Genomic DNA, 19,686 nt, shown 5'->3' on the forward strand with positions numbered 1-19,686 from the left:
AGAAATCTAAAACTATATAGGTTAAGATAGGCCAGAAAATAAAATAATAAAAAGGCGCTGGGTTGCCCTAACGCCTTTTAAGTTACATCCATCAGCCTATCATTTATTATTCTTTCTTATTATTTTTTCTATTTGATTTTACTGTCTCCTGTGGTTTGTCCTCTTCGGTGAATTTACGGCCATAAAAAGAATCTAGCAGCAGTTGTTTCAACTCAGAAATTAATGGGTAGCGCGGATTTGCACCGGTGCATTGGTCATCAAATGCATCTTCTGCAAGCTTGTCGATTTTTGCCAAGAAGTCAGCTTCTTGCACACCTATTTCACGAATTGAAGCTGGAATATCTAGCTGAGACTTCATTTCTTCCAGCCAAGCCAATAGTTTTTCAATCTTGGCAGCGGTACGATCATCTGATGAGGTTAGCCCCAGATGATCTGCAATTTCCGCATAACGACGTCGCGCTTGTGGGCGGTCATATTGGCTGAAAGCAGTCTGTTTTGTTGGGTTATCATTAGCGTTGTAGCGGATTACGTTACAAATTAACAGTGCATTAGCTAAGCCATGTGGGATATGAAACTCAGAGCCAAGTTTGTGGGCCATAGAGTGACATACGCCCAAGAATGCATTAGCAAAGGCAATACCTGCTATCGTTGCTGCATTATGGACACGTTCGCGGGCAACGGGGTTTTTTGCACCGTCGTGGTAACTAACAGGCAGGTAATCTTTTAGCAGCTTTAGTGCTTGCAGTGCTTGTCCATCAGAGTATTCATTGGCTAAAACAGAAACGTAGGCTTCCAATGCGTGGGTTACTGCATCCAGGCCACCAAAGGCACATAGCGATTTTGGCATATCCATGACGAGGTTCGCGTCAACAATCGCCATATCAGGGGTGAGTGCGTAGTCTGCCAAAGGATATTTCTGCCCGGTTACGTCATCGGTAACAACCGCGAAAGGCGTGACTTCTGAACCAGTGCCTGAAGTGGTGGTAATGGCGATCAATTTAGCTTTTACACCCATTTTCGGGAACTTATAGATACGCTTACGGATATCCATAAAGCGCAGAGCCAGTTCCTCAAAATGTGTTTCTGGATGCTCATACATCACCCACATAATTTTAGCTGCATCCATCGGGGAACCGCCGCCAAGGGCAATGATGACATCCGGTTTAAACAGATGCATTTGTTCAGCACCTTTGCGAACGATGCTTAATGTTGGATCTGCTTCGACTTCAAAGAATACTTCCGTTTCAACGCCATAAGATTTCAAGACATTAATAACCTGATCGGCATAACCGTTATTGAATAAGAAACGGTCTGTCACAATAAAAGCGCGTTTAGCACCATCAGTAGCGACTTCTTCCAAGGCAATGGGCAGAGAACCGCGTCGGAAATAGATTGATTTTGGAAGTTTGTGCCACAACATATTTTCGGCTCTTTTGGCGACGGTTTTTGTGTTGATCAGGTGTTTTGGCCCAACATTTTCAGAAATAGAGTTGCCTCCCCAAGAACCACAACCCAGCGTCAAAGAAGGGGACAGCTTAAAATTGTACAGGTCTCCAATACCACCTTGAGATGCAGGTGTGTTGATCAAAATACGCGCGGTCTTCATTTTGTTGCCAAAGTATTTAATACGCTCTGCCTGATTATCTTGTTCGGTATAGAGGCATGACGTGTGTCCAATACCCCCCATCTCAACCAATTTCTCGGCTTTTTCGACCGCATCTTCAAAGTTTTTACCACGGTACATAGCAAGCAGTGGTGATAGTTTTTCATGAGCAAAGGGTTCTGCTTCATCTACCTGAGTAACTTCACCAATAAGAATTTTGGTGTTTTCGGGAACATTAATACCGGCCATTTCAGCAATTTTTATTGCTGACTGACCAACAATCGCTGCATTTAAATTACCGTTTTTCAAGATAACATCTTGAATGGCCTTTAGCTCTTTTCCCTGGAGAAGATAGCCACCGTGAGTTGAAAAACGTTCACGGACTTGCTCGTAAACAGAATTAACGACGATAACAGATTGTTCTGAAGCACAAATCACGCCGTTATCAAACGTCTTAGACATCAGGATAGATGCAACGGCACGTTTGATATCAGCCGATTCATCAATCACGACAGGGGTATTGCCTGCACCGACACCAATAGCGGGCTTACCTGAACTATAGGCTGCTTTTACCATGCCGGGACCACCTGTTGCTAAAATCAGATTAATGTCAGGGTGATGCATTAAGGCATTTGAGAGTTCAACGGAAGGTTCATCTATCCAGCCAATGATATCCTTTGGAGCACCTGCTTCAACCGCTGCCTTTAAGACAATCTCTGCTGCTCTGTTGGTTGCTTTTTTAGCACGAGGATGAGGGGAAAAAATAATACCATTACGGGTTTTCAGGCTGATAAGCGCTTTGAAAATTGCGGTAGATGTTGGGTTTGTTGTTGGAATAATGGCGCAAATTAGGCCAATAGGTTCAGCGATAGTAATAGTACCGAAGGTATTATCTTCAGATAAGATACCGCAAGTTTTATCATCTTTATAGGCGTTATAAATATATTCTGAAGCGAAGTGGTTTTTGATCACTTTATCTTCCACAATTCCCATGCCTGATTCAGATACGGCTAATTTTGCCAAGGAAATACGGGCATCAGCAGCGGCAAGAGCCGCAGCCCGAAAAATTCGGTCAACTTGTTCCTGAGAAAAATTGGCAAATTCATGCTGGGCTTTTTTTACGCGAGCAACTAATTCATTGAGTTCTGCGACGTGAGTTACAGCCATAAAAATTACTCCTGAGAGATGTTAAATTTTTTAGGGCAATTAGCTGCGAGATTATTAATTTATTAAATAATATTATGAGATTAATCGTTTAGATTTAATCGTGAATATAGCTAATTGCCTTAAAAAATTACTTAATAAAATGATTAATATAGGAATAGTTTCTTTCCTTGAAATTTTGCGTTGAATACAGCTTACCATTTACAGGCATTTGTATTGTGATTTAGATCATGAAAACATTAAGCTGACTCAATTCAGCTGTTGTTTCTGAGGAAATGAATATCAGTTGATTATTTAACCATACAAATACAATCTATTAACTTTTCGGTGGATTGGTATTAATGTGATTACTCGAATTATGGGATTATTATTAATATGTTTGGCATAAGGGCATAGCCTTATTTCCTGGGTTACTAGGATATAGCAAAGATAACTTATGTATTTATTTAAATTATTAATGTAATAAGTTGAAATTTTATCCTTAAAAGGAGTGTTGATTAATCAAAAATTAACTAATAAATGATCAATTAAAGTGTAATTGGTTGATAACATCGCTTTTGATGTCCTTTTCTTGAAACATTGTTCATATTTTATTCCTTTTTAATCTGTGATTTTCTTAAAATGATACTGTAATTTTCTACACTGTTTTGCATTTCATAATCTTATCTAACAGGTGGCTTGTATCGTTGTTTTGTGATGAAGATGGACTTTTACTCTGTGGTGATTGCATTTTGTTAAAATAATGTTTATTTTCTCTTTTGATAATATTCCACGCATATCATATGGAAATAACAGAATAAAACCTATAATTATCATTATGTTACATTGGTTTTTCAAATGTATTGTATACAGGGATAACGAATGATATTAATGTTTTAATAAATTCATTATAAAAAACAAATAACAATTATTATGTGGACATCGTTTTTTAGTAGGTTAATTACCCTTTGTTAACGAGATAAGTAAATTATTGGAGTTAGTAGATTAAAAACGATTCATTTACTGTTTATAACTTGGAGTAAAATATGAGAAAAAAAACATCAAAGTTAGGTCAGTTGATTTCGAGTATCGTTTTATTATCTTTTCCCGCAGCACAGAGCATTGCTGCAACTGTTCCAGCAGGCGTTACCCTGGCTGAAAAACAAGAAATAACTGTTAACAATGGTGTCGAAGTTACTTCATTGGATCCTCATAAAGTTGAGGGTGCTCCAGAAACTATCATTATCCGTAATCTGCTGGAAGGGTTGGTAACGACTGGGCCAAATGGTGAAACTGTGCCTGGCGTGGCAGAAAGATGGGAGAATGAAGGTTATAAGGTATGGACATTCTATTTACGTAACGACGTCAAATGGAGTGATGGTAAGCCTGTGACTGCACAGGATTTTGTTTACAGTTGGCATCGGCTTGCTGATCCAAGCACAGGATCGCCTTATACCAGTTACTTGCAATATGCCTATATTCAGAACGTTGACGATATTCTGAAAGGAATAAAATCACCGGAACAATTGGGGATTAAGGCGTTAGATGATCACCGTTTCCAGGTAACGCTCAGCCAGCCAGTTCCTTATCTGATTGAGATGTTAAGCCATACAGCGATGAAACCCATCAGGCAAGATGTAATTGAAAAATGGGGGAACAAATGGACTTTGCCAGAAAACTATATTGGTAATGGTGCTTATACGTTGAAAGATTGGGTGGTCAATGAGCGCATTGTTTTAACGCGCAATCCCCGGTATTGGAACAATAAAGAAACCATCATTGAAAAAGGCACTTTCCTGCCTATTGTCTCTGGAGTTAGTGGTGTTAACCGCTATCGTAGCGGGGAAGTCGATATTACTGATAATGCTATTCCTCCTGATCTATACCAAAAAATGAAACAGGATATTCCTGAACAATTGCACGTTTCACCTTATCTGTGCACGTTTTACTACGAAATTAATAACCAAAAACCTCTGTTTAAAGATAAACGGGTGCGGGAAGCCATAAAACTGAGTCTTGATCGAGATATCATTACTGAAAGAATTATGGCACAGGGACAAATTCCAGCTTATGGATTTACTCCGATTTATATTGGGGGGGGATTGTCCATTAATCCAGCATGGGCGAGTTGGACACAGGAGCAGCGTAATCAACGGGCAAGGGAATTGTTGAAAGAGGCGGGTTTTGATGCCAGTAATCCTCTTAAGTTTACCTTGTTGTACAACACATCCGAGCAAAACAAACAACAAGCCATCGCTGCGGCTTCTATGTGGCAGAAAAATATTGGTGCAAAAGTCACGCTGCAAAACCAGGAGTGGAAAACCTCGCTCCAGAACCGCCATCAAGGGAATTATGATGTCGCGAGGGCAACATGGTGTGGCGATTATAACGAACCTTCTTCTTTTCTGAATATATTGCTGTCAAGTAGCAGTAACAATACTGGTTTTTATCAAAGTGAGGCTTTTGATAACTATCTCAACCATGCTCTGACTGCCAAAGATGATGCTACACGTAAGGCATTTTATCAGCGAGCTGAAGCCCAGCTTGATAAAGATTCAGGGCTGATACCAGTTTATTACCGCGTCAGTGTGCGCCTCATTCGCCCGACGGTTGGGGGAATGACAGGGAAAGATCCTATGGATTATGTCGATCTAAAGAATTTGTATATTAAAAAGGTGAATAACTAATTATCGTCACAACATATTGTTTTACCGTAAACAAAATAGTTCCTTTTAGATACGGAAAATAACCATCCCAATGCGTGGATATGACTTTAATGGGTCAAATGATATCAATTGGAGAGAATAAGATGATAAACACAACAAAGAAAAAACGGGCTACTGGCATTACAGTAGCGTTAGGCATGATGATCGGGTGGCCGGCCTTTGCAGCACAAGTGCCTGCTGGCGTGCAACTTGCAGACGCTGCAAAACAAGTGCTGGTTCGCAACAATGGCTCTGAACCCCAATCGTTGGACCCGCATAAAATTGAAGGTGTACCAGAATCTAACATCGCCCGTGATCTATTTGAAACTCTGGTGATCAATGACCCTGACGGTAAAATTATACCGGGAGTTGCAGAAAGTTGGGAAAATAAGGATTTCACAGTTTGGACATTCCATCTGCGTAAAGATGCAAAATGGTCTAATGGTGACCCTGTCACTGCGCAGGATTTTGTTTATAGTTGGCGCCGTGTGGTAGATCCAAATACTGCATCCCCATATGCAAGTTTTCTTCAATATGCCCATCTTCTTAATGTTGACGATATCATCAGAGGTAAACAGAAACCTGAAACATTGGGTATCAAAGCATTGGATGATCATACGTTAGAATTGACACTCAGCGAACCTGTACCTTATTTAGTCAAATTGTTTGTTCATACAAGTACATCACCAGTTCATCGTGCAACTGTAGAAAAATATGGTGAAAGATGGACGCAACCACAGAATTTTGTTGGTAATGGCGCTTATAAACTGAAAAGTTGGGTGATCAATGAACGCCTTGTTTTCGAACGTAACCCAACCTATTGGGATGATAAAAATACGGTCATTAATCAAATAACTGTCTTGCCTATTTCCTCTGAAGTCACAGATGTTAACCGTTATCGCGCTGGCGAAATTGAGATGTCTTATGACAACTTACCGATTGAGTTATTCCAAAAACTAAAAAAAGAAATCCCCGAACAGCTGCACGTTAATCCGAAATTGTGTACTTATTACTATGAAATTAATAACCAGAAGCCACCATTTAACGATCCGCGAGTACGTACCGCATTGAAGTTGGGTATAGATCGAGATCTTATGACTAATAAGGTAAAAAATCAGGGTGATATACCTGCCTATGGTTATACACCACCTTATATCGCCGATTTTAAAGATGAAAAACCAGACTGGTATACCAAATTAAATCAGCAGCAGCGCAACGAAGAAGCGAAAAAACTTTTGGCAGAGGTTGGATTTACTAAAGATAATCCCTTGAAAATTAAGCTACTATACAATACTTCCGATCTGCATAAAAAGTTAGCCATTGCCGCTGCTTCTATGTGGAAAAAGAATATCGGTATAGATGTTTCTCTTGAAAATCAGGAATGGAAAACTTTCCTTGATTCCCGCCATCAAGGCAACTATGACATCGCCCGTGCAGGATGGTGTGCTGATTATAACGAAGCTTCTACCTTCTTGAATCCTATGTTATCCAATAGCAGTAATAACACCGCCCATTATAAGAGCAAAGAATTTGATGCATTAATGAAGCAATCACTTCAGGTAAAAACGGATGAAGAACGTGCTGAAGTTTATGCTAAGGCTAATGCGCAATTGGATAAAGATTCTGCAATTATTCCAATCTATTACTATACAAATTCTCGTTTGCTAAAACCTTATGTAGGTGGTTATACCGGTAAAGATCCATTAGACAACTTCCATACCAAAGATCTGTACATAATAAAACATTAGGAATTAGCGGGTGATCTAGTGGGGTCACCTGCTTGTTAAATAATTAAAAGCCACGGTTTGGCCAAACAGTAGGAACGGGCAATGCTAAAATTTATTTTACGTCGCTGCTTAGAGGCGATCCCGACACTTTTTATACTTATTACTATTTCGTTTTTTATGATGCGGCTTGCTCCAGGTAGCCCATTTACAGGAGAAAGGAAGCTACCGCCAGAAGTTATGGCAAATATTGAAGCAAAATATCATCTAAATGATCCTATTTATAAACAATATTTCAATTACTTAATTCAACTTTCTAAAGGGGATTTTGGCCCTTCATTCAAATATAAAGACTACAGTGTCAATGATCTGGTTGCAGAAGCTTTGCCTGTTTCTGCTAAATTGGGATTTGCTGCCTTTGTTATGGCGGTTATATTGGGTGTCAGTGCAGGGGTTATTGCGGCATTGAACCAGAATACGAAATGGGATTACACGGTAATGGGGTTTGCCATGACAGGAGTCGTGATCCCTGGTTTCGTGGTTGCCCCCTTATTAGTTTTGATATTCGCCATTACACTAAAATGGTTGCCGGGAGGAGGCTGGAATGGCGGGGCACCTAAGTATATACTTTTGCCAATGGTTGCACTTTCCCTCTCTTATATTGCCAGCATATCCCGTATTACCCGCGGTTCCATGATAGAAGTTTTGCATTCCAACTTTATTCGTACGGCACGGGCCAAGGGGTTGCCATTGCGGAAGATTATTTTCCGTCATGCGTTAAAACCTGCCTTATTGCCCGTTATCTCTTACATGGGGCCTGCATTTGTGGGGATCATTACGGGTTCAATGGTTATCGAGACCATTTTCGGTTTACCTGGCTTGGGACAATTGTTTGTCAATGGCGCATTAAACCGTGATTACTCACTGGTACTGAGTTTGACGATTCTGGTGGGGAGCCTGACCATTATATTTAATGCCATCGTTGATGTGCTGTATGCCGTCATTGATCCGAAAATTCGTTATTAGAACTGGAGCACGCAATGTTACTGAATAAAAAAAATAGCGAAGCTCTGGAAAATTTTTCTGAGCAACTGGAAATTGAGGGCCGCAGTTTGTGGCAGGATGCTCGTCGCCGTTTTATGCATAACAAGGCGGCGATTACGAGTTTATGTATTCTATTCCTGATCACATTATTTGTGATCTTAGCCCCGATGTTGTCCCAATTTGCGTACGATGATACAGATTGGAATATGATGACGATGCCGCCGGATTTTGAATCCAAACACTATTTTGGCACCGATTCATCAGGGCGTGATCTGTTGGTGCGCGTTGCCATTGGCGGGCGCATTTCATTGATGGTTGGGATTGCCGCAGCTTTAATTGCCGTGTTATTTGGCACGTTGTATGGTGCGATGTCAGGCTATCTTGGCGGCAAAATTGACATGGTTATGATGCGTTTGTTGGAAATCCTCAACTCTTTCCCATTCATGTTCTTTGTTATCCTTCTGGTTACTTTCTTTGGTCAAAACATCCTGTTGATTTTCGTTGCAATCGGCATGGTGTCGTGGCTGGACATGGCACGTATCGTCCGTGGTCAGACATTGAGTTTAAAACGCAAGGAATTCATCGAAGCAGCGTTGGTTTGTGGGGTTTCTACCCGTAATATCGTTTTGCGCCATATCGTGCCAAACGTATTGGGTGTTGTGGTGGTTTATGCCTCATTACTTGTACCTAGTATGATCCTGTTTGAATCCTTCTTAAGCTTCCTTGGCTTGGGAACTCAGGAACCACTCAGCAGTTGGGGCGCTTTGTTAAGTGATGGCGCCAACTCAATGGAAGTAGCTCCGTGGTTACTGTTATTTCCGGCAGGCTTTCTGGTAATGACCCTGTTTTGTTTTAACTTTATTGGTGACGGCCTGCGAGATGCCCTCGACCCGAAAGACCGTTAAGGAGAGCCTATGAATAGCGTAGAAACTTCGAAAAATGTTGAATCACTCCTATCGGTAAAAGATCTGGATGTCATATTCAGCACGCCAGACGGTAACGTAACTGCCGTAAATAAATTGAATTTTGACTTACAGGCCGGAGAAACCCTGGGGATCGTGGGCGAATCCGGTTCTGGCAAATCGCAGACGGCATTTGCATTAATGGGGTTATTGGCCAGCAATGGTTCTGTCAGTGGTTCTGCCCACTTTAATGGGAGAGAGATTCTCAACCTGAAAGAAAAAGAACTGAACCGAATGCGGGCAGAAGAGATCTCGATGATATTTCAAGATCCCATGACTTCCCTTAACCCTTATATGCGGGTGGGTGATCAATTAATTGAAGTATTGATGCTGCACAAACGTATGAGTAAAAGCGCGGCTTTTGAGGAATCCATTCGTATGTTGGATGCCGTTAAGATGCCAGAAGCTCGTAAGCGTATGAAAATGTACCCTCATGAATTCTCTGGTGGTATGCGCCAACGAGTCATGATTGCTATGGCGTTATTGTGTCAACCGAAGTTGTTGATTGCCGATGAACCGACAACGGCATTGGACGTGACCGTTCAGGCACAGATTATGACGTTGCTTAACGAGCTGAAAAAAGAGTTTAACACTGCCATCATCATGATTACCCATGACCTGGGGGTGGTTGCCGGCATTTGTGACAAAGTATTAGTGATGTATGCAGGGAGAACGATGGAATATGGCACGGCGCGTGACGTATTTTACCGGCCTACACATCCATACTCTATCGGGTTATTGAATGCGGTTCCCCGTCTGGACGGTGATGAGGAATCATTGGAAACGATTCAAGGCAATCCCCCCAATTTATTGCGTTTGCCAAAGGGATGCCCATTCCAGCCGCGTTGTCAATTTGCCACAGAGCATTGTGTTCGTGAGGAACCACAGCTGGAACAATTTGGCCTTGGGCGCTTGCGTGCCTGCTTTAAACGCCAGGAGGAATTAGTATGAGCACAATAGCTGAAAAACGTGCCTTATTGGAAGTTGATGACCTCAAAGTTTATTTTGATATTAAAGATGGAAAACAGTGGTTCTGGCAGCAGGCAAAAACCTTAAAAGCGGTAGATGGCGTTACCTTAAGGCTATATGAAGGTGAAACTCTGGGAGTTGTGGGAGAATCTGGCTGCGGAAAATCAACACTTGCCAGAGCAGTCATTGGGTTAGTGAAAGCGTCTGGTGGTGCAGTCACCTGGCTTGGCAAGAACCTGCTGGATATGAATGACAAACAATGGCGGGATATTCGCAATGATATTCAGATGATTTTTCAGGACCCTTTGGCATCGTTGAATCCGCGTATGACCATTGGTGATATTATTGCAGAGCCATTGAAAACGTATTACCCCAAAATGAAAGATGGGCAAGTAAAAGAAAAAGTTCAAAAGATCATGATGCGGGTAGGGTTGTTGCCTAACCTGATAAACCGTTACCCGCATGAATTCTCGGGTGGACAGTGCCAGCGTATTGGAATTGCTCGCGCCTTGATTCTGGAACCTAAATTAGTTATCTGCGACGAACCTGTTTCAGCATTGGATGTTTCCATTCAGGCACAAGTCGTTAATTTGTTGCAGGAATTACAGCGGGAAATGGGACTTTCCCTGATATTTATTGCCCATGATCTATCAATAGTAAAACACATATCAGACCGCGTTTTGGTGATGTATTTGGGGAATGCTGTAGAATTAGGCACTTACGACGAGGTTTATCATAATCCGTTGCATCCATATACCAGAGCGCTTATGTCGGCGGTGCCGATCCCTGATCCAGACAAAGAGCGCAACAAGCGTATTGAATTGTTGGAAGGAGAACTGCCTTCACCGATTGATCCCCCGTCTGGATGTGTATTCCGCACTCGCTGTCCAAAGGCTGATGCCGAATGTGCCAAGACTCGACCATTGCTTGAAGGAAGTTTTAAACATGCGGTGTCTTGCCTTAAGGTTGATCCACTCTAACCCGTTAGATTCTGCCAGTGTGACGCTGTCACGAATTTAAATTCAATGCCCTCAAAATGAGGGCATTTTTACCGATCAGGGAGGTACCTTGGGGAGGGCTGTCTGATTATTTTTTCCATAGGATATGGCAGATGGAGTGAGATTTTTCCCGGCAGATCAAGACACGGGCAAAGATGTCATCAATTTCGGCATCGTCTGATTCAGCCAGGCCAATAATGACTTCTGAAAAAAAGTCTGGATCCAGATCAAAATCAACATGTTCAAACCAGACTCCTGACGGTTCCAATAATTCAACACCGCCCCGTTCTTCAAATTGCAAATTAAACAATAGGCTGTCAGCCGGATCGAGATGAGAAAGCGCTTGTTCCAAAAAGATATCATAGGCTTTTTCAAGCGCTTCATCTTCAGTCATTCGGTTATTTAAGTCCAATTGCATAGAATGTGTCGGTTGATTTTCCATGATGCAAGGTCCGAGATTAATCACAAGGTGAAATTAAAACATGTTCTGTATTGAATGAATACTGTTATTCGTGATGAAAATATTCATGTTGAAAAAGTGACTGGTCAATTTTTTCTATCATGAATTATAAAAGTGGACTGAAAAAGTAACAGATACGTTCAAGGATACGATGCCAAACAGGACGTTTTTCCCATTTATTGTTTTCAAGCAATGTTGAACGCATAATATAGTTTTGTTGAACCAGTGTTAAATCATTGCCAAAGTGTTCATCATCAATTACCACTGTAATTTCAAAATTCAGCCACAAGCTACGCATATCTAAATTGACAGAACCGACCATACTGAGTTGCCCATCGACTAAGACACTTTTAGTGTGTAACAGACCATCTTCAAATTGATAAATTTGCACGCCGGCTTCCAGTAATTCCGTAAAAAACGCCCGACTGGCCCAGCGAACAAGAAATGAGTTATTTTGGCTTGGCACGATGATACTGACATCAACACCGCGCATAGCCGCAGTGCAAATCGCATGCATTAAATCATCGCTGGGAACAAAATACGGGGTAGTAAGAATAAGCTGTTTGCGGGCAGCAAAAATAGCAGTCATCAGGGATTGTTGGATCAATTCATCAGGGAACCCTGGCCCGGAAGCAATAACTTGAGCTATATGACCACTGGTTTGTTCGAAGGGCATAGTGACACGCTCAGGTGGAGGAGGAAGATGCCGTTGTCCTGTTTCCATTTCCCAGTCAAAAGCGTAAATGATCCCCAGTGTTGTTGTAACAGGCCCTTCCATTCTCACCATGATATCGACCCATTGACCGACTCCTGCATCTTGTTTAAAAAAACGAGGGTCAACCATATTCATGCTGCCGGTGTATGAAATATGATTATCGATCAGAATAATTTTTCTATGCTGGCGTAAGTCCATACGACGCAAGAATAAACGGAAGATATTCACTTTTAGCGACTCGACAAATTCAATACCTGCCTTTCGCATAATATCAGGATAAGGGCTACGGAAAAATTGCCAGCTTCCTGCCGAATCTACCATGATTCGACATTTAACACCGCGTTTGGCTGCGCACATCAAGGCATCAGTGACCTGATCAACCAGCCCTCCGGATTGCCATATATAAAACACCATCTCGATATTGTATTTGGCGTTTTCAATATCATGAACAATTGCTTTTAGTGAGTTATCATAAGATGTCATTAATTGCATTTTATTGCCACTGACACCTTTGATCTTTTGTCGACGCTCACATAGCTGAAACAGCGGAGTCGCGACTTCACTGTTTCTATCGGCAAAAATTTGAGGGGAGTTTCTTAACTCGGCTAACCATTTGGCTACAGATGAGCGCATTTGTCTGGCTTGCTCAACCCTGCGTTTGCCAAGATGTAATTCGCCGAATGACAAGTAAGCAACGATTCCGACTAAAGGAAAAATGTAAATAATGAGTAACCACGTCATTGCTGATGTCACTGGACGACGTTTCATCAACACTCGAATAGTGATACCGGCAATAATCAGCCAGTAGAAAAAAATCGCCAGCCAGCTCAGTACAGAGTAGAAAGTTGTCATATGTGGCAATCAATCCTATTTATTTAAATAGTTAATGGAGTCATTGCCGCAAGTTTCTAGAAATTCGGGCAAACTATCAACTTAATATCATTAATTGAACAGAGTGCAATTTTAGCAAAAAAGCGCTAATTATGATAAATATCATTACTATTTAGCTAGTTATAACTACAACTTAACTTCATAAACTGTATGCAATATATGCAAATTGATATAAATAAATCATGAATGGTTGATGATAGTTATTAATTTGATGATTTCGAACAATGTACTATTATGCCCAGAGTCATGGAATAGATTGGCAATGGGTTGACATCGCTAATAGTGACAATTAAGAATAATGTTATTTATTCAATGAGAGATTACCCGGAATACTTATGAAACATAGCAGAAGAGAAGTAGGGCGTTGGAGAATGCTCCGCCAAGGTATTTGTCGTCGCCGTCGCTGGTTGGAAGGACAGTCACGTCGTAATTTACGAATATATGCACTGCGTAAGGCAGATGCTTATAAGCGTCGTAGATCGATTCTATTCATCCAGAATATAGAGTGGATTTAATGTTAATATAGTGCAAATTGCTTAGGGTCAATGTGCAGCATTTTCTTAACAACTCGATATTTTTCCGTTAAGAAAAACATTTTCAACCTCCAAGATTATAGCCAATAATTATGCGATATGACTGGAATGAGCGTGTGTATCCAATAAGGTTTTAATTTGAGAAATGCAAGTCAGGGATAGATGTTTTTGAATCTTTATTGAATATGATAGTCATTTGCATTTAAACTAATATCTATCTGAAAACTGACTATCATGCTGTTAAGCAAGAATTCTCTTATGCGTTGGATACATTGGCCGATACTACTTTCCATTTGTTTACACATCTCCATTGCTACGGCACTTTTTCATGCCATTGAACCAGGGAAGCAGGCAGAAGTTACACCTATGTCTGTTGCCATGATCCAGTTGGCTGCTGAAGAGACACCTGTCTCCAAACCTGCCGTGTCTGAATCACTTCCTGAGCCGGAGCCTGAACCTGAACCTGTTGCGGAAATTGCTTTGCCTAAACCTGAAAAGAAAAAAATTGTTAAAAAAGAAGTTAAGCCAAGAGAGAAAAAGACAGAAAAAGCTTCAGAACAACCGCTGAAACCTATTTCTGATCAAGAAACTCAAACGGCGAAGAATTTGGATGATCAAAAATCGGAGCACCATACCATTAGTGAAAAAGCCGGGGTACACAGAGGACCAAAGGCATTGAATAGGCCAGATCCCATTTACCCATCCAGAGCACTACAGTTGGGGACTGAGGGGAAGGTAAAGGTAAAATTTGATATTGATGAAAATGGTCGAGTTAAGAATATTGAAATTATTTCTGCTGATCCAAAAAATGTCTTTGAACGTGAAGTGAAAAACGCGATGAGAAAATGGCGTTATGAAAAAATTCCTGCTATCGGACATATAACGACTATCGAGTTTAAAACTACTGGTATTTCACAATCTTAACTTACCAAACTGTCTCTTTCCTGAATAGGGGATGTAAAGCATCCCCTAACTTCATCAGTAAAATGAATTATGACTCTGAATCACTGCGTTCCAATTTAAAGTGCCTTTTATCTTCAGGCAAAGGACGGGAAGAGTTATTTTCATCAACGGCAACATAGGTGAAAACAGCTTCTGTTGCACGATAACGCTGACCGACTGGCTCAGAAGCCACTTTTTTCACCCAAACTTCAATATGAATGGTAATAGATGAATTTCCCGTTTTAAGACAACGGGCGTAGCAGCATACGACGTCACCTACCGCAACCGGTTTCAGAAAACTGATGCCATTTACGCTAACAGTTACTACGCGCCCCAGAGCAATCTCTTTTGCCAAAATTGCGCCGCCAATATCCATTTGAGACATCAGCCAGCCACCGAAAATATCCCCATTGGCATTAGTATCAGCAGGCATGGCCAGTGTACGGAGAACCAATTCTCCGTTTGGTAAGCATTGTTGTTGTGTCATTAGAAAACTTGCTTTATTTGGTGAATACAACAATACCTGCCGCTGCATCGGCAGGTATCCATATAAAGGTCATTATATTATTTTTGTTCGCGAGGAAGATGACGGTAGATATATACCACACTCAATACAGTAAAGACTAGTGTCAATGCCGTTAATCCGAACACTTTAAAGTTTACCCAAACATCTTGAGGTAGCCAGAAAGCGACATAAATATTTGCTAATGCACAGGCAATAAAGAAGATTGCCCAAGCCATATTCAGTTTGTTCCAGACAAAATCAGGTAATTCTAACTCCTTGCCTAACATCCGTTGAATTAGCGGCTTTTTCATCACCCATTGGCTGATAAGTAGTACCAGAGAAAAAATGGCATAAATTACAGTCACTTTCCATTTAATAAATAAATCACTGTGGAAGGCCAGTGTCAGAGTGCCGAAAACAGCAACCATAACAAATGTAATTAAGGAGGATTTTTCAACTCTACGATAAATGAGGTAAGTAATGACAACAGCTAATCCTGTTGCTGCAATTAAGGCGCCAGATGCATAGAAAATGTCGTACATTTTGTAGACGACGAAGAAAACGACTAGCGGCAAAAAGTCTAAAAGTTGTTTCATAAATTGAACCCATTGTGAAGTCAATGATGGCATGTTTTTGAATTTGTGCCAGAGTGTACCAGATCTCAATGAAATGGTTTATTTATCAGGTAAAAAACATTTTTCATCTGTTTAGGTAATTTTATCACAATGAGTGACAAGCTAAGTGTGGGAGAGGGGAAGTTTGTGAGTTTCCATTTAGCAACGCATTATAACTAGGTTCCATTTTCACAAAAGGACATAAAGGCCATGTTGTGGGAAAGATTACATCGCTGGATGCCGGGCTTGGGAAATATCTGTCATTATCGTAGAGAATATTTCAGCCATGATATGCGTGCGGGCCTCTCTGTTGCCGCAGTAGCGCTGCCCGTTGCGATTGCTTATGCTGAATTAATGGGAATTAGTGCCATTATTGGTTTATATGCCTGTATTTTACCGATGCTTGCGTATGCACTGTTCGGTACTTCGCGGCAGTTGATTGTTGGGCCAGATGCGGCAACTTGTGCTGTCATTGCTGCTGCTGTTACACCGCTGGCATTGGGAAATGAGCATGTGCGTTGGCAGCTTGCCATAGTGATGACGTTAATGACGGGATTTTGGTGTATTTTGGCCAGCCATTTTCGACTGGGTGCCTTCGCTGATTTTATATCTCGTCCCATTTTGAAAGGCTTTATTAACGGTGTTGCGATTACCATTATGGCTGATCAGTTGGCTAAAGTTTTTGGGCTGTCTGGGTTGCCTGTGGAATTGATTGAACGATTGATTGCACTTCCCCGTAAATTATTAGAATCTCACTGGCCGACGGTAGGGATGTCAATAATGACGCTGCTGGTACTGCTTAATGTACATTTTCTCCGTCCGAGTTGGCCTGCTCCACTGGTGGCAATGATCGTATCGACTTATATCAGCTGGCAATTTCAACTCAGCCATTATGGCATCCAGATTGTGGGTAGTATGGGGAGTGGTTTGCCTATTGTTCCTATACCCGAATTTGAACCCGGTATCATACGTGATTTAGTGGTTCCTTCTATTAACTTAGCGGTGATCAGTTTCGTCAGTTTTATGATGACTGCTCGTAGTTTTGCCAGTAAAAATGGCTACCAAGTCGATGCAGATTTGGAACTTAGGGCATTGGGTATCGCCAATATTGCTTCGTCATTATCACAAGGTTTTGCTGTCAGTGCTGCGGGTAGCCGTACTGCGGTCAATGATGCGCTAGGCGGTAAAACGCAAATGGTGTCGGTGATAGCGGCTTGTGCCATTTTGCTGGTATTGCTATTTATGACAGAACTTTTGGTGTATATCCCTCTGTCATCACTGGGTATTGTTTTGATCTTTTCCACTTGGTCTTTATTGAGTCTAAAAAATCTTTGGGCTTATCGAAAACGCAATCGTCAGGCTTTTACCCTGTCAATCTTTACGTTAATTGCCGTCTTGCTGGTGGGAGTGATCGATGGTATCGGTTTTGCCGTTTTGTTGGGATTATTGCAATTTTTGCGGATAGTTTTTCGGCCTTCGGATCAGTTGCTGGGCGTGAATGACCAAGGTATGGTTCGTTCCATCCATAAGAATAATGATATCAAACCCGTTGATGGCATTATGATGTACCGCTTTAACTCTCCACTCACTTATTTTAACGTTGGATATTTCAAAAAACGGGTATTACAACATGTGAACAGTGCTGCAAATGATCCTGTGTGGTTAGTGGTCGATGCGACGGTTAGTTTTACTTACGATGATGTCAGTGTTTTTGCCGTGTTGGATGAGTTAATCACAGAATTAAAAGAGAAAGGTGTGACATTGGTCTTAGCAGGGCGCAGGACAGAACTGAATCGCTGGATTAAACAGAACAAACTGAGTCGTAGCGGTGACGATTTGATAGTTGTGCCGGATCTCTATTTTGCTATTCGTTTACTTCAAAGTAAGCAGCATGTGGAGGAAAAACAGGAGAAGTAACTGCAGTTCACCTCGCTACATTGCAGTGAGGTGAACTATTTTAGGTGCTTATTATTCAGTGATTATTAGATACCGTGTATGGTTTTATTTTGTGGTTTGATTAACATATACAAACGGAATAGATAAATCAGTAACAGGGATGATAAGAAATTATCCAGTACTGATAGCAACATATCGGGCATTTTTGTCAGTACAAGAGCCAGGATTAGCTTGGCGACAAGCCATAACAGTATAGCTGGGATCAACAACCGCATATTACCAAATGCCAACTTCCAACTATTTTGCATGGCTGCAAAAACATTTTTGCCTTTTTCAAACAAAAAAATAGGAGCCAGTGAGAATGCAATAGAAAACAGTATCCCCGGCAAGACCATTAAAGCGTAGCCGATTTGGACCAATAGGGTACTAATAAACATTAGCAAGAACATCTTGGGTAGTTGTGTTATTGATAATGTACTGGCATGAATGGCATTAGTTTGCTGACCGCTAGAGATAGCACTGATGAGTACCAGCATACTGGCCGTTAGTAGGGTACTACCAAATATATGGGTAAATAAAACTCCGAACATTGTGCGCATTAACATGAACTGCTCATCTGGCGTTAATTGCATCACGAAACGTTGGATACCTGTATTGCCGGACTCTTTGACTATATTTTGCAACTCGGCTAATAAATTGAGCTGTTCATCATTCGGCATGAGTAAATGCCCCAGCAGTGTTGTCACCAGCGCGGCTAAGACAGAGAGGATGACAATATTCAACAGTTGATTCTTTAAAAAGTTGATGCTGTCACGATACAGGGTATTTGCCGTGATGGGCATGAAAGTGGCTCCTATCAAATAAAACAACAATAGGGAACAATTGTACCTTGTTAGGGGGATTATTGGATACCTAAGATTTACTCCAATGCTTGATCCTGTATGTTGAGACTAGTGGGAGTAAGCGTTCTTTTTTGCCAGATTTCCTCAGTGTAGATTTTATATAAATGATCAATTCATTAACTTTGTGTTAATAAATTGATGAGAGGTTGGAATATTAAATAAAGGTTTTTAATGTATAATTTCTATTATTATTTATTGTTATTCATTTAAAAGTTGATATTAAGATATAAATCATGGGTGGTATTAAAATTAATATGCAGAGAATTTTGATTTAGATCAATTTAAAATGTCCAGTAAATGAAATAATAAAGCGGTAAGCGGTAAATACCTTACTTCGCCAAAAATATTTAAAAGATGTGATCTGTCTTAGATCACAATGGTAAACAAACGGGTATATTTCGGACTGGTTTAAAACCACATAAATGGGATGGATAATGAAGAAGATTTCTGCGCTTGTATTGGCTGTTGCTACGTTAGCCCCGTCATTGACTTTTGCCCATGAAGCAGGTGACTTCCTGTTCCGTGCGGGTACAGCAACGGTAAGGCCTCATGCGGGTTCTGATAATGTATTAGGATTGGGATCTTTTGGTGTCAATAATAATACTCAGTTGGGTTTAACTTTTGGTTACATGATTACTGATAATATTGGTGTTGAATTATTGGCAGCGACACCATTCCAGCATAGAGTCAGTTTACCAGGAGCGGGTGAGGTCGCTGAAGTTAAACATTTACCACCAACGCTAATGGCACAATATTATTTTGGTGCTACAGAAAATGAATTTCGTCCTTATGTTGGGATTGGTGTTAACTACACTACTTTCTTTAGCGAAAAATTTAATAATAATGCAACCGTGAAGGCTGCTAATTTAAATAGCTTGGATCTGAAAGATTCTTGGGGTATCGCTGGGCAGGTTGGTCTGGATTATCAACTGAACAAAAACTGGATGCTGAATACTTCGCTTTGGTGGATGAATATTGAAACTGATGTGAAATTCAAAGCCGGTGATGTAGATAAAAAATATAAAACCCGCCTTGATCCGTGGGTCTTTATGTTCGGTGTTGGTTATAGTTTCTAATTAA

The 19,686-nt window shown here is 40.9% G+C and carries 16 protein-coding genes; 10 read left to right on the forward strand and 6 right to left on the reverse strand.

Features of this window, described 5'->3' with window-relative positions; translation table 11 throughout:
- Nucleotides 1–106: 106 nt before the first annotated feature.
- The gene (adhE, locus tag BDE27_RS06260) at nt 107–2,770 is read right to left on the reverse strand and encodes a bifunctional acetaldehyde-CoA/alcohol dehydrogenase (protein WP_099132368.1); all 2,664 of its coding nucleotides are present in this window, start codon (nt 2,768–2,770) and stop codon (nt 107–109) included.
- 1,022 nt (nt 2,771–3,792) lie between these two features.
- On the opposite strand from adhE, the gene BDE27_RS06265 reads away from it, so the two are divergent.
- From BDE27_RS06265 to oppF, 6 genes are all read left to right on the forward strand, one after another.
- Nucleotides 3,793–5,433, forward strand: a complete 1,641-nt coding sequence (locus BDE27_RS06265; RefSeq protein ID WP_099132369.1) for an ABC transporter substrate-binding protein — start codon at nt 3,793–3,795, stop codon at nt 5,431–5,433.
- A 122-nt stretch (nt 5,434–5,555) separates the two neighbouring features.
- On the forward strand, nt 5,556–7,199 hold the full coding sequence (gene oppA, locus BDE27_RS06270; protein WP_099132370.1) for an oligopeptide ABC transporter substrate-binding protein OppA: 1,644 nt from the start codon (nt 5,556–5,558) through the stop codon (nt 7,197–7,199).
- Between the two features lie 81 nt (nt 7,200–7,280).
- Nucleotides 7,281–8,201, forward strand: coding sequence for an oligopeptide ABC transporter permease OppB (gene oppB / locus BDE27_RS06275; protein ID WP_099132371.1), 921 nt, complete (start codon nt 7,281–7,283; stop codon nt 8,199–8,201).
- Between the two features lie 14 nt (nt 8,202–8,215).
- On the forward strand, nt 8,216–9,124 hold the full coding sequence (oppC, locus tag BDE27_RS06280; protein ID WP_099132372.1) for an oligopeptide ABC transporter permease OppC: 909 nt from the start codon (nt 8,216–8,218) through the stop codon (nt 9,122–9,124).
- Between the two features lie 9 nt (nt 9,125–9,133).
- Nucleotides 9,134–10,132 carry an ABC transporter ATP-binding protein gene (gene oppD / locus BDE27_RS06285; protein WP_099132373.1) on the forward strand — a complete coding sequence of 333 codons (999 nt, stop codon included), beginning with the start codon at nt 9,134–9,136 and terminating at the stop codon, nt 10,130–10,132.
- A complete protein-coding gene (oppF, locus tag BDE27_RS06290) occupies nt 10,129–11,130 on the forward strand; it encodes a murein tripeptide/oligopeptide ABC transporter ATP binding protein OppF (RefSeq protein WP_099132374.1) in 1,002 nt (333 codons plus the stop codon). Before oppD ends, oppF begins: the two co-directional genes overlap by 4 nt.
- A 106-nt stretch (nt 11,131–11,236) precedes the next feature.
- Here oppF and BDE27_RS06295 read toward each other — a convergent pair whose 3' ends face one another.
- Complete coding sequence (locus BDE27_RS06295; RefSeq protein ID WP_187652256.1) at nt 11,237–11,566, reverse strand: HI1450 family dsDNA-mimic protein; 330 nt, start codon at nt 11,564–11,566, stop codon at nt 11,237–11,239.
- A 148-nt stretch (nt 11,567–11,714) separates the two neighbouring features.
- Nucleotides 11,715–13,175 carry a cardiolipin synthase gene (gene cls, locus BDE27_RS06300; protein WP_099132376.1) on the reverse strand — a complete coding sequence of 487 codons (1,461 nt, stop codon included), beginning with the start codon at nt 13,173–13,175 and terminating at the stop codon, nt 11,715–11,717.
- A gap of 374 nt (nt 13,176–13,549) precedes the next feature.
- Between cls and BDE27_RS06305 the strand changes: the two genes are divergently transcribed.
- Both BDE27_RS06305 and tonB read left to right on the forward strand, forming a co-directional pair.
- Nucleotides 13,550–13,729: a YciY family protein gene (locus BDE27_RS06305; RefSeq protein WP_099132377.1), complete on the forward strand. Its 180-nt coding sequence runs from the start codon at nt 13,550–13,552 to the stop codon at nt 13,727–13,729.
- A gap of 252 nt (nt 13,730–13,981) precedes the next feature.
- Nucleotides 13,982–14,671 carry a TonB system transport protein TonB gene (gene tonB / locus BDE27_RS06310; protein WP_099132378.1) on the forward strand — a complete coding sequence of 230 codons (690 nt, stop codon included), beginning with the start codon at nt 13,982–13,984 and terminating at the stop codon, nt 14,669–14,671.
- A 67-nt stretch (nt 14,672–14,738) separates the two neighbouring features.
- Here tonB and yciA read toward each other — a convergent pair whose 3' ends face one another.
- Both yciA and BDE27_RS06320 read right to left on the reverse strand, forming a co-directional pair.
- A complete protein-coding gene (yciA, locus tag BDE27_RS06315; protein WP_099132441.1) occupies nt 14,739–15,176 on the reverse strand; it encodes an acyl-CoA thioester hydrolase YciA in 438 nt (145 codons plus the stop codon).
- Between the two features lie 77 nt (nt 15,177–15,253).
- Nucleotides 15,254–15,790 carry a septation protein A gene (locus BDE27_RS06320; protein WP_099132379.1) on the reverse strand — a complete coding sequence of 179 codons (537 nt, stop codon included), beginning with the start codon at nt 15,788–15,790 and terminating at the stop codon, nt 15,254–15,256.
- 228 nt (nt 15,791–16,018) lie between these two features.
- Here BDE27_RS06320 and BDE27_RS06325 point away from each other — a divergent pair, with 228 nt between their 5' ends.
- Complete coding sequence (locus tag BDE27_RS06325; protein ID WP_099132380.1) at nt 16,019–17,725, forward strand: SulP family inorganic anion transporter; 1,707 nt, start codon at nt 16,019–16,021, stop codon at nt 17,723–17,725.
- Between the two features lie 65 nt (nt 17,726–17,790).
- On the opposite strand, the gene BDE27_RS06330 is transcribed toward BDE27_RS06325, so the two are convergent.
- Nucleotides 17,791–18,546 (reverse strand): YciC family protein, encoded by a 756-nt coding sequence (locus BDE27_RS06330; RefSeq protein ID WP_099132381.1) that lies wholly within the window; start codon nt 18,544–18,546, stop codon nt 17,791–17,793.
- Nucleotides 18,547–19,040: 494 nt separating this feature from the next.
- Between BDE27_RS06330 and ompW the strand changes: the two genes are divergently transcribed.
- A complete protein-coding gene (gene ompW / locus BDE27_RS06335; protein ID WP_099132382.1) occupies nt 19,041–19,682 on the forward strand; it encodes an outer membrane protein OmpW in 642 nt (213 codons plus the stop codon).
- The last annotated feature ends 4 nt before the right edge of the window (nt 19,683–19,686 follow it).

Origin of the sequence: Xenorhabdus ehlersii (genome assembly GCF_003610465.1) — a bacterium.
Taxonomy (GTDB): Bacteria; Pseudomonadota; Gammaproteobacteria; order Enterobacterales; family Enterobacteriaceae; genus Xenorhabdus; species Xenorhabdus ehlersii.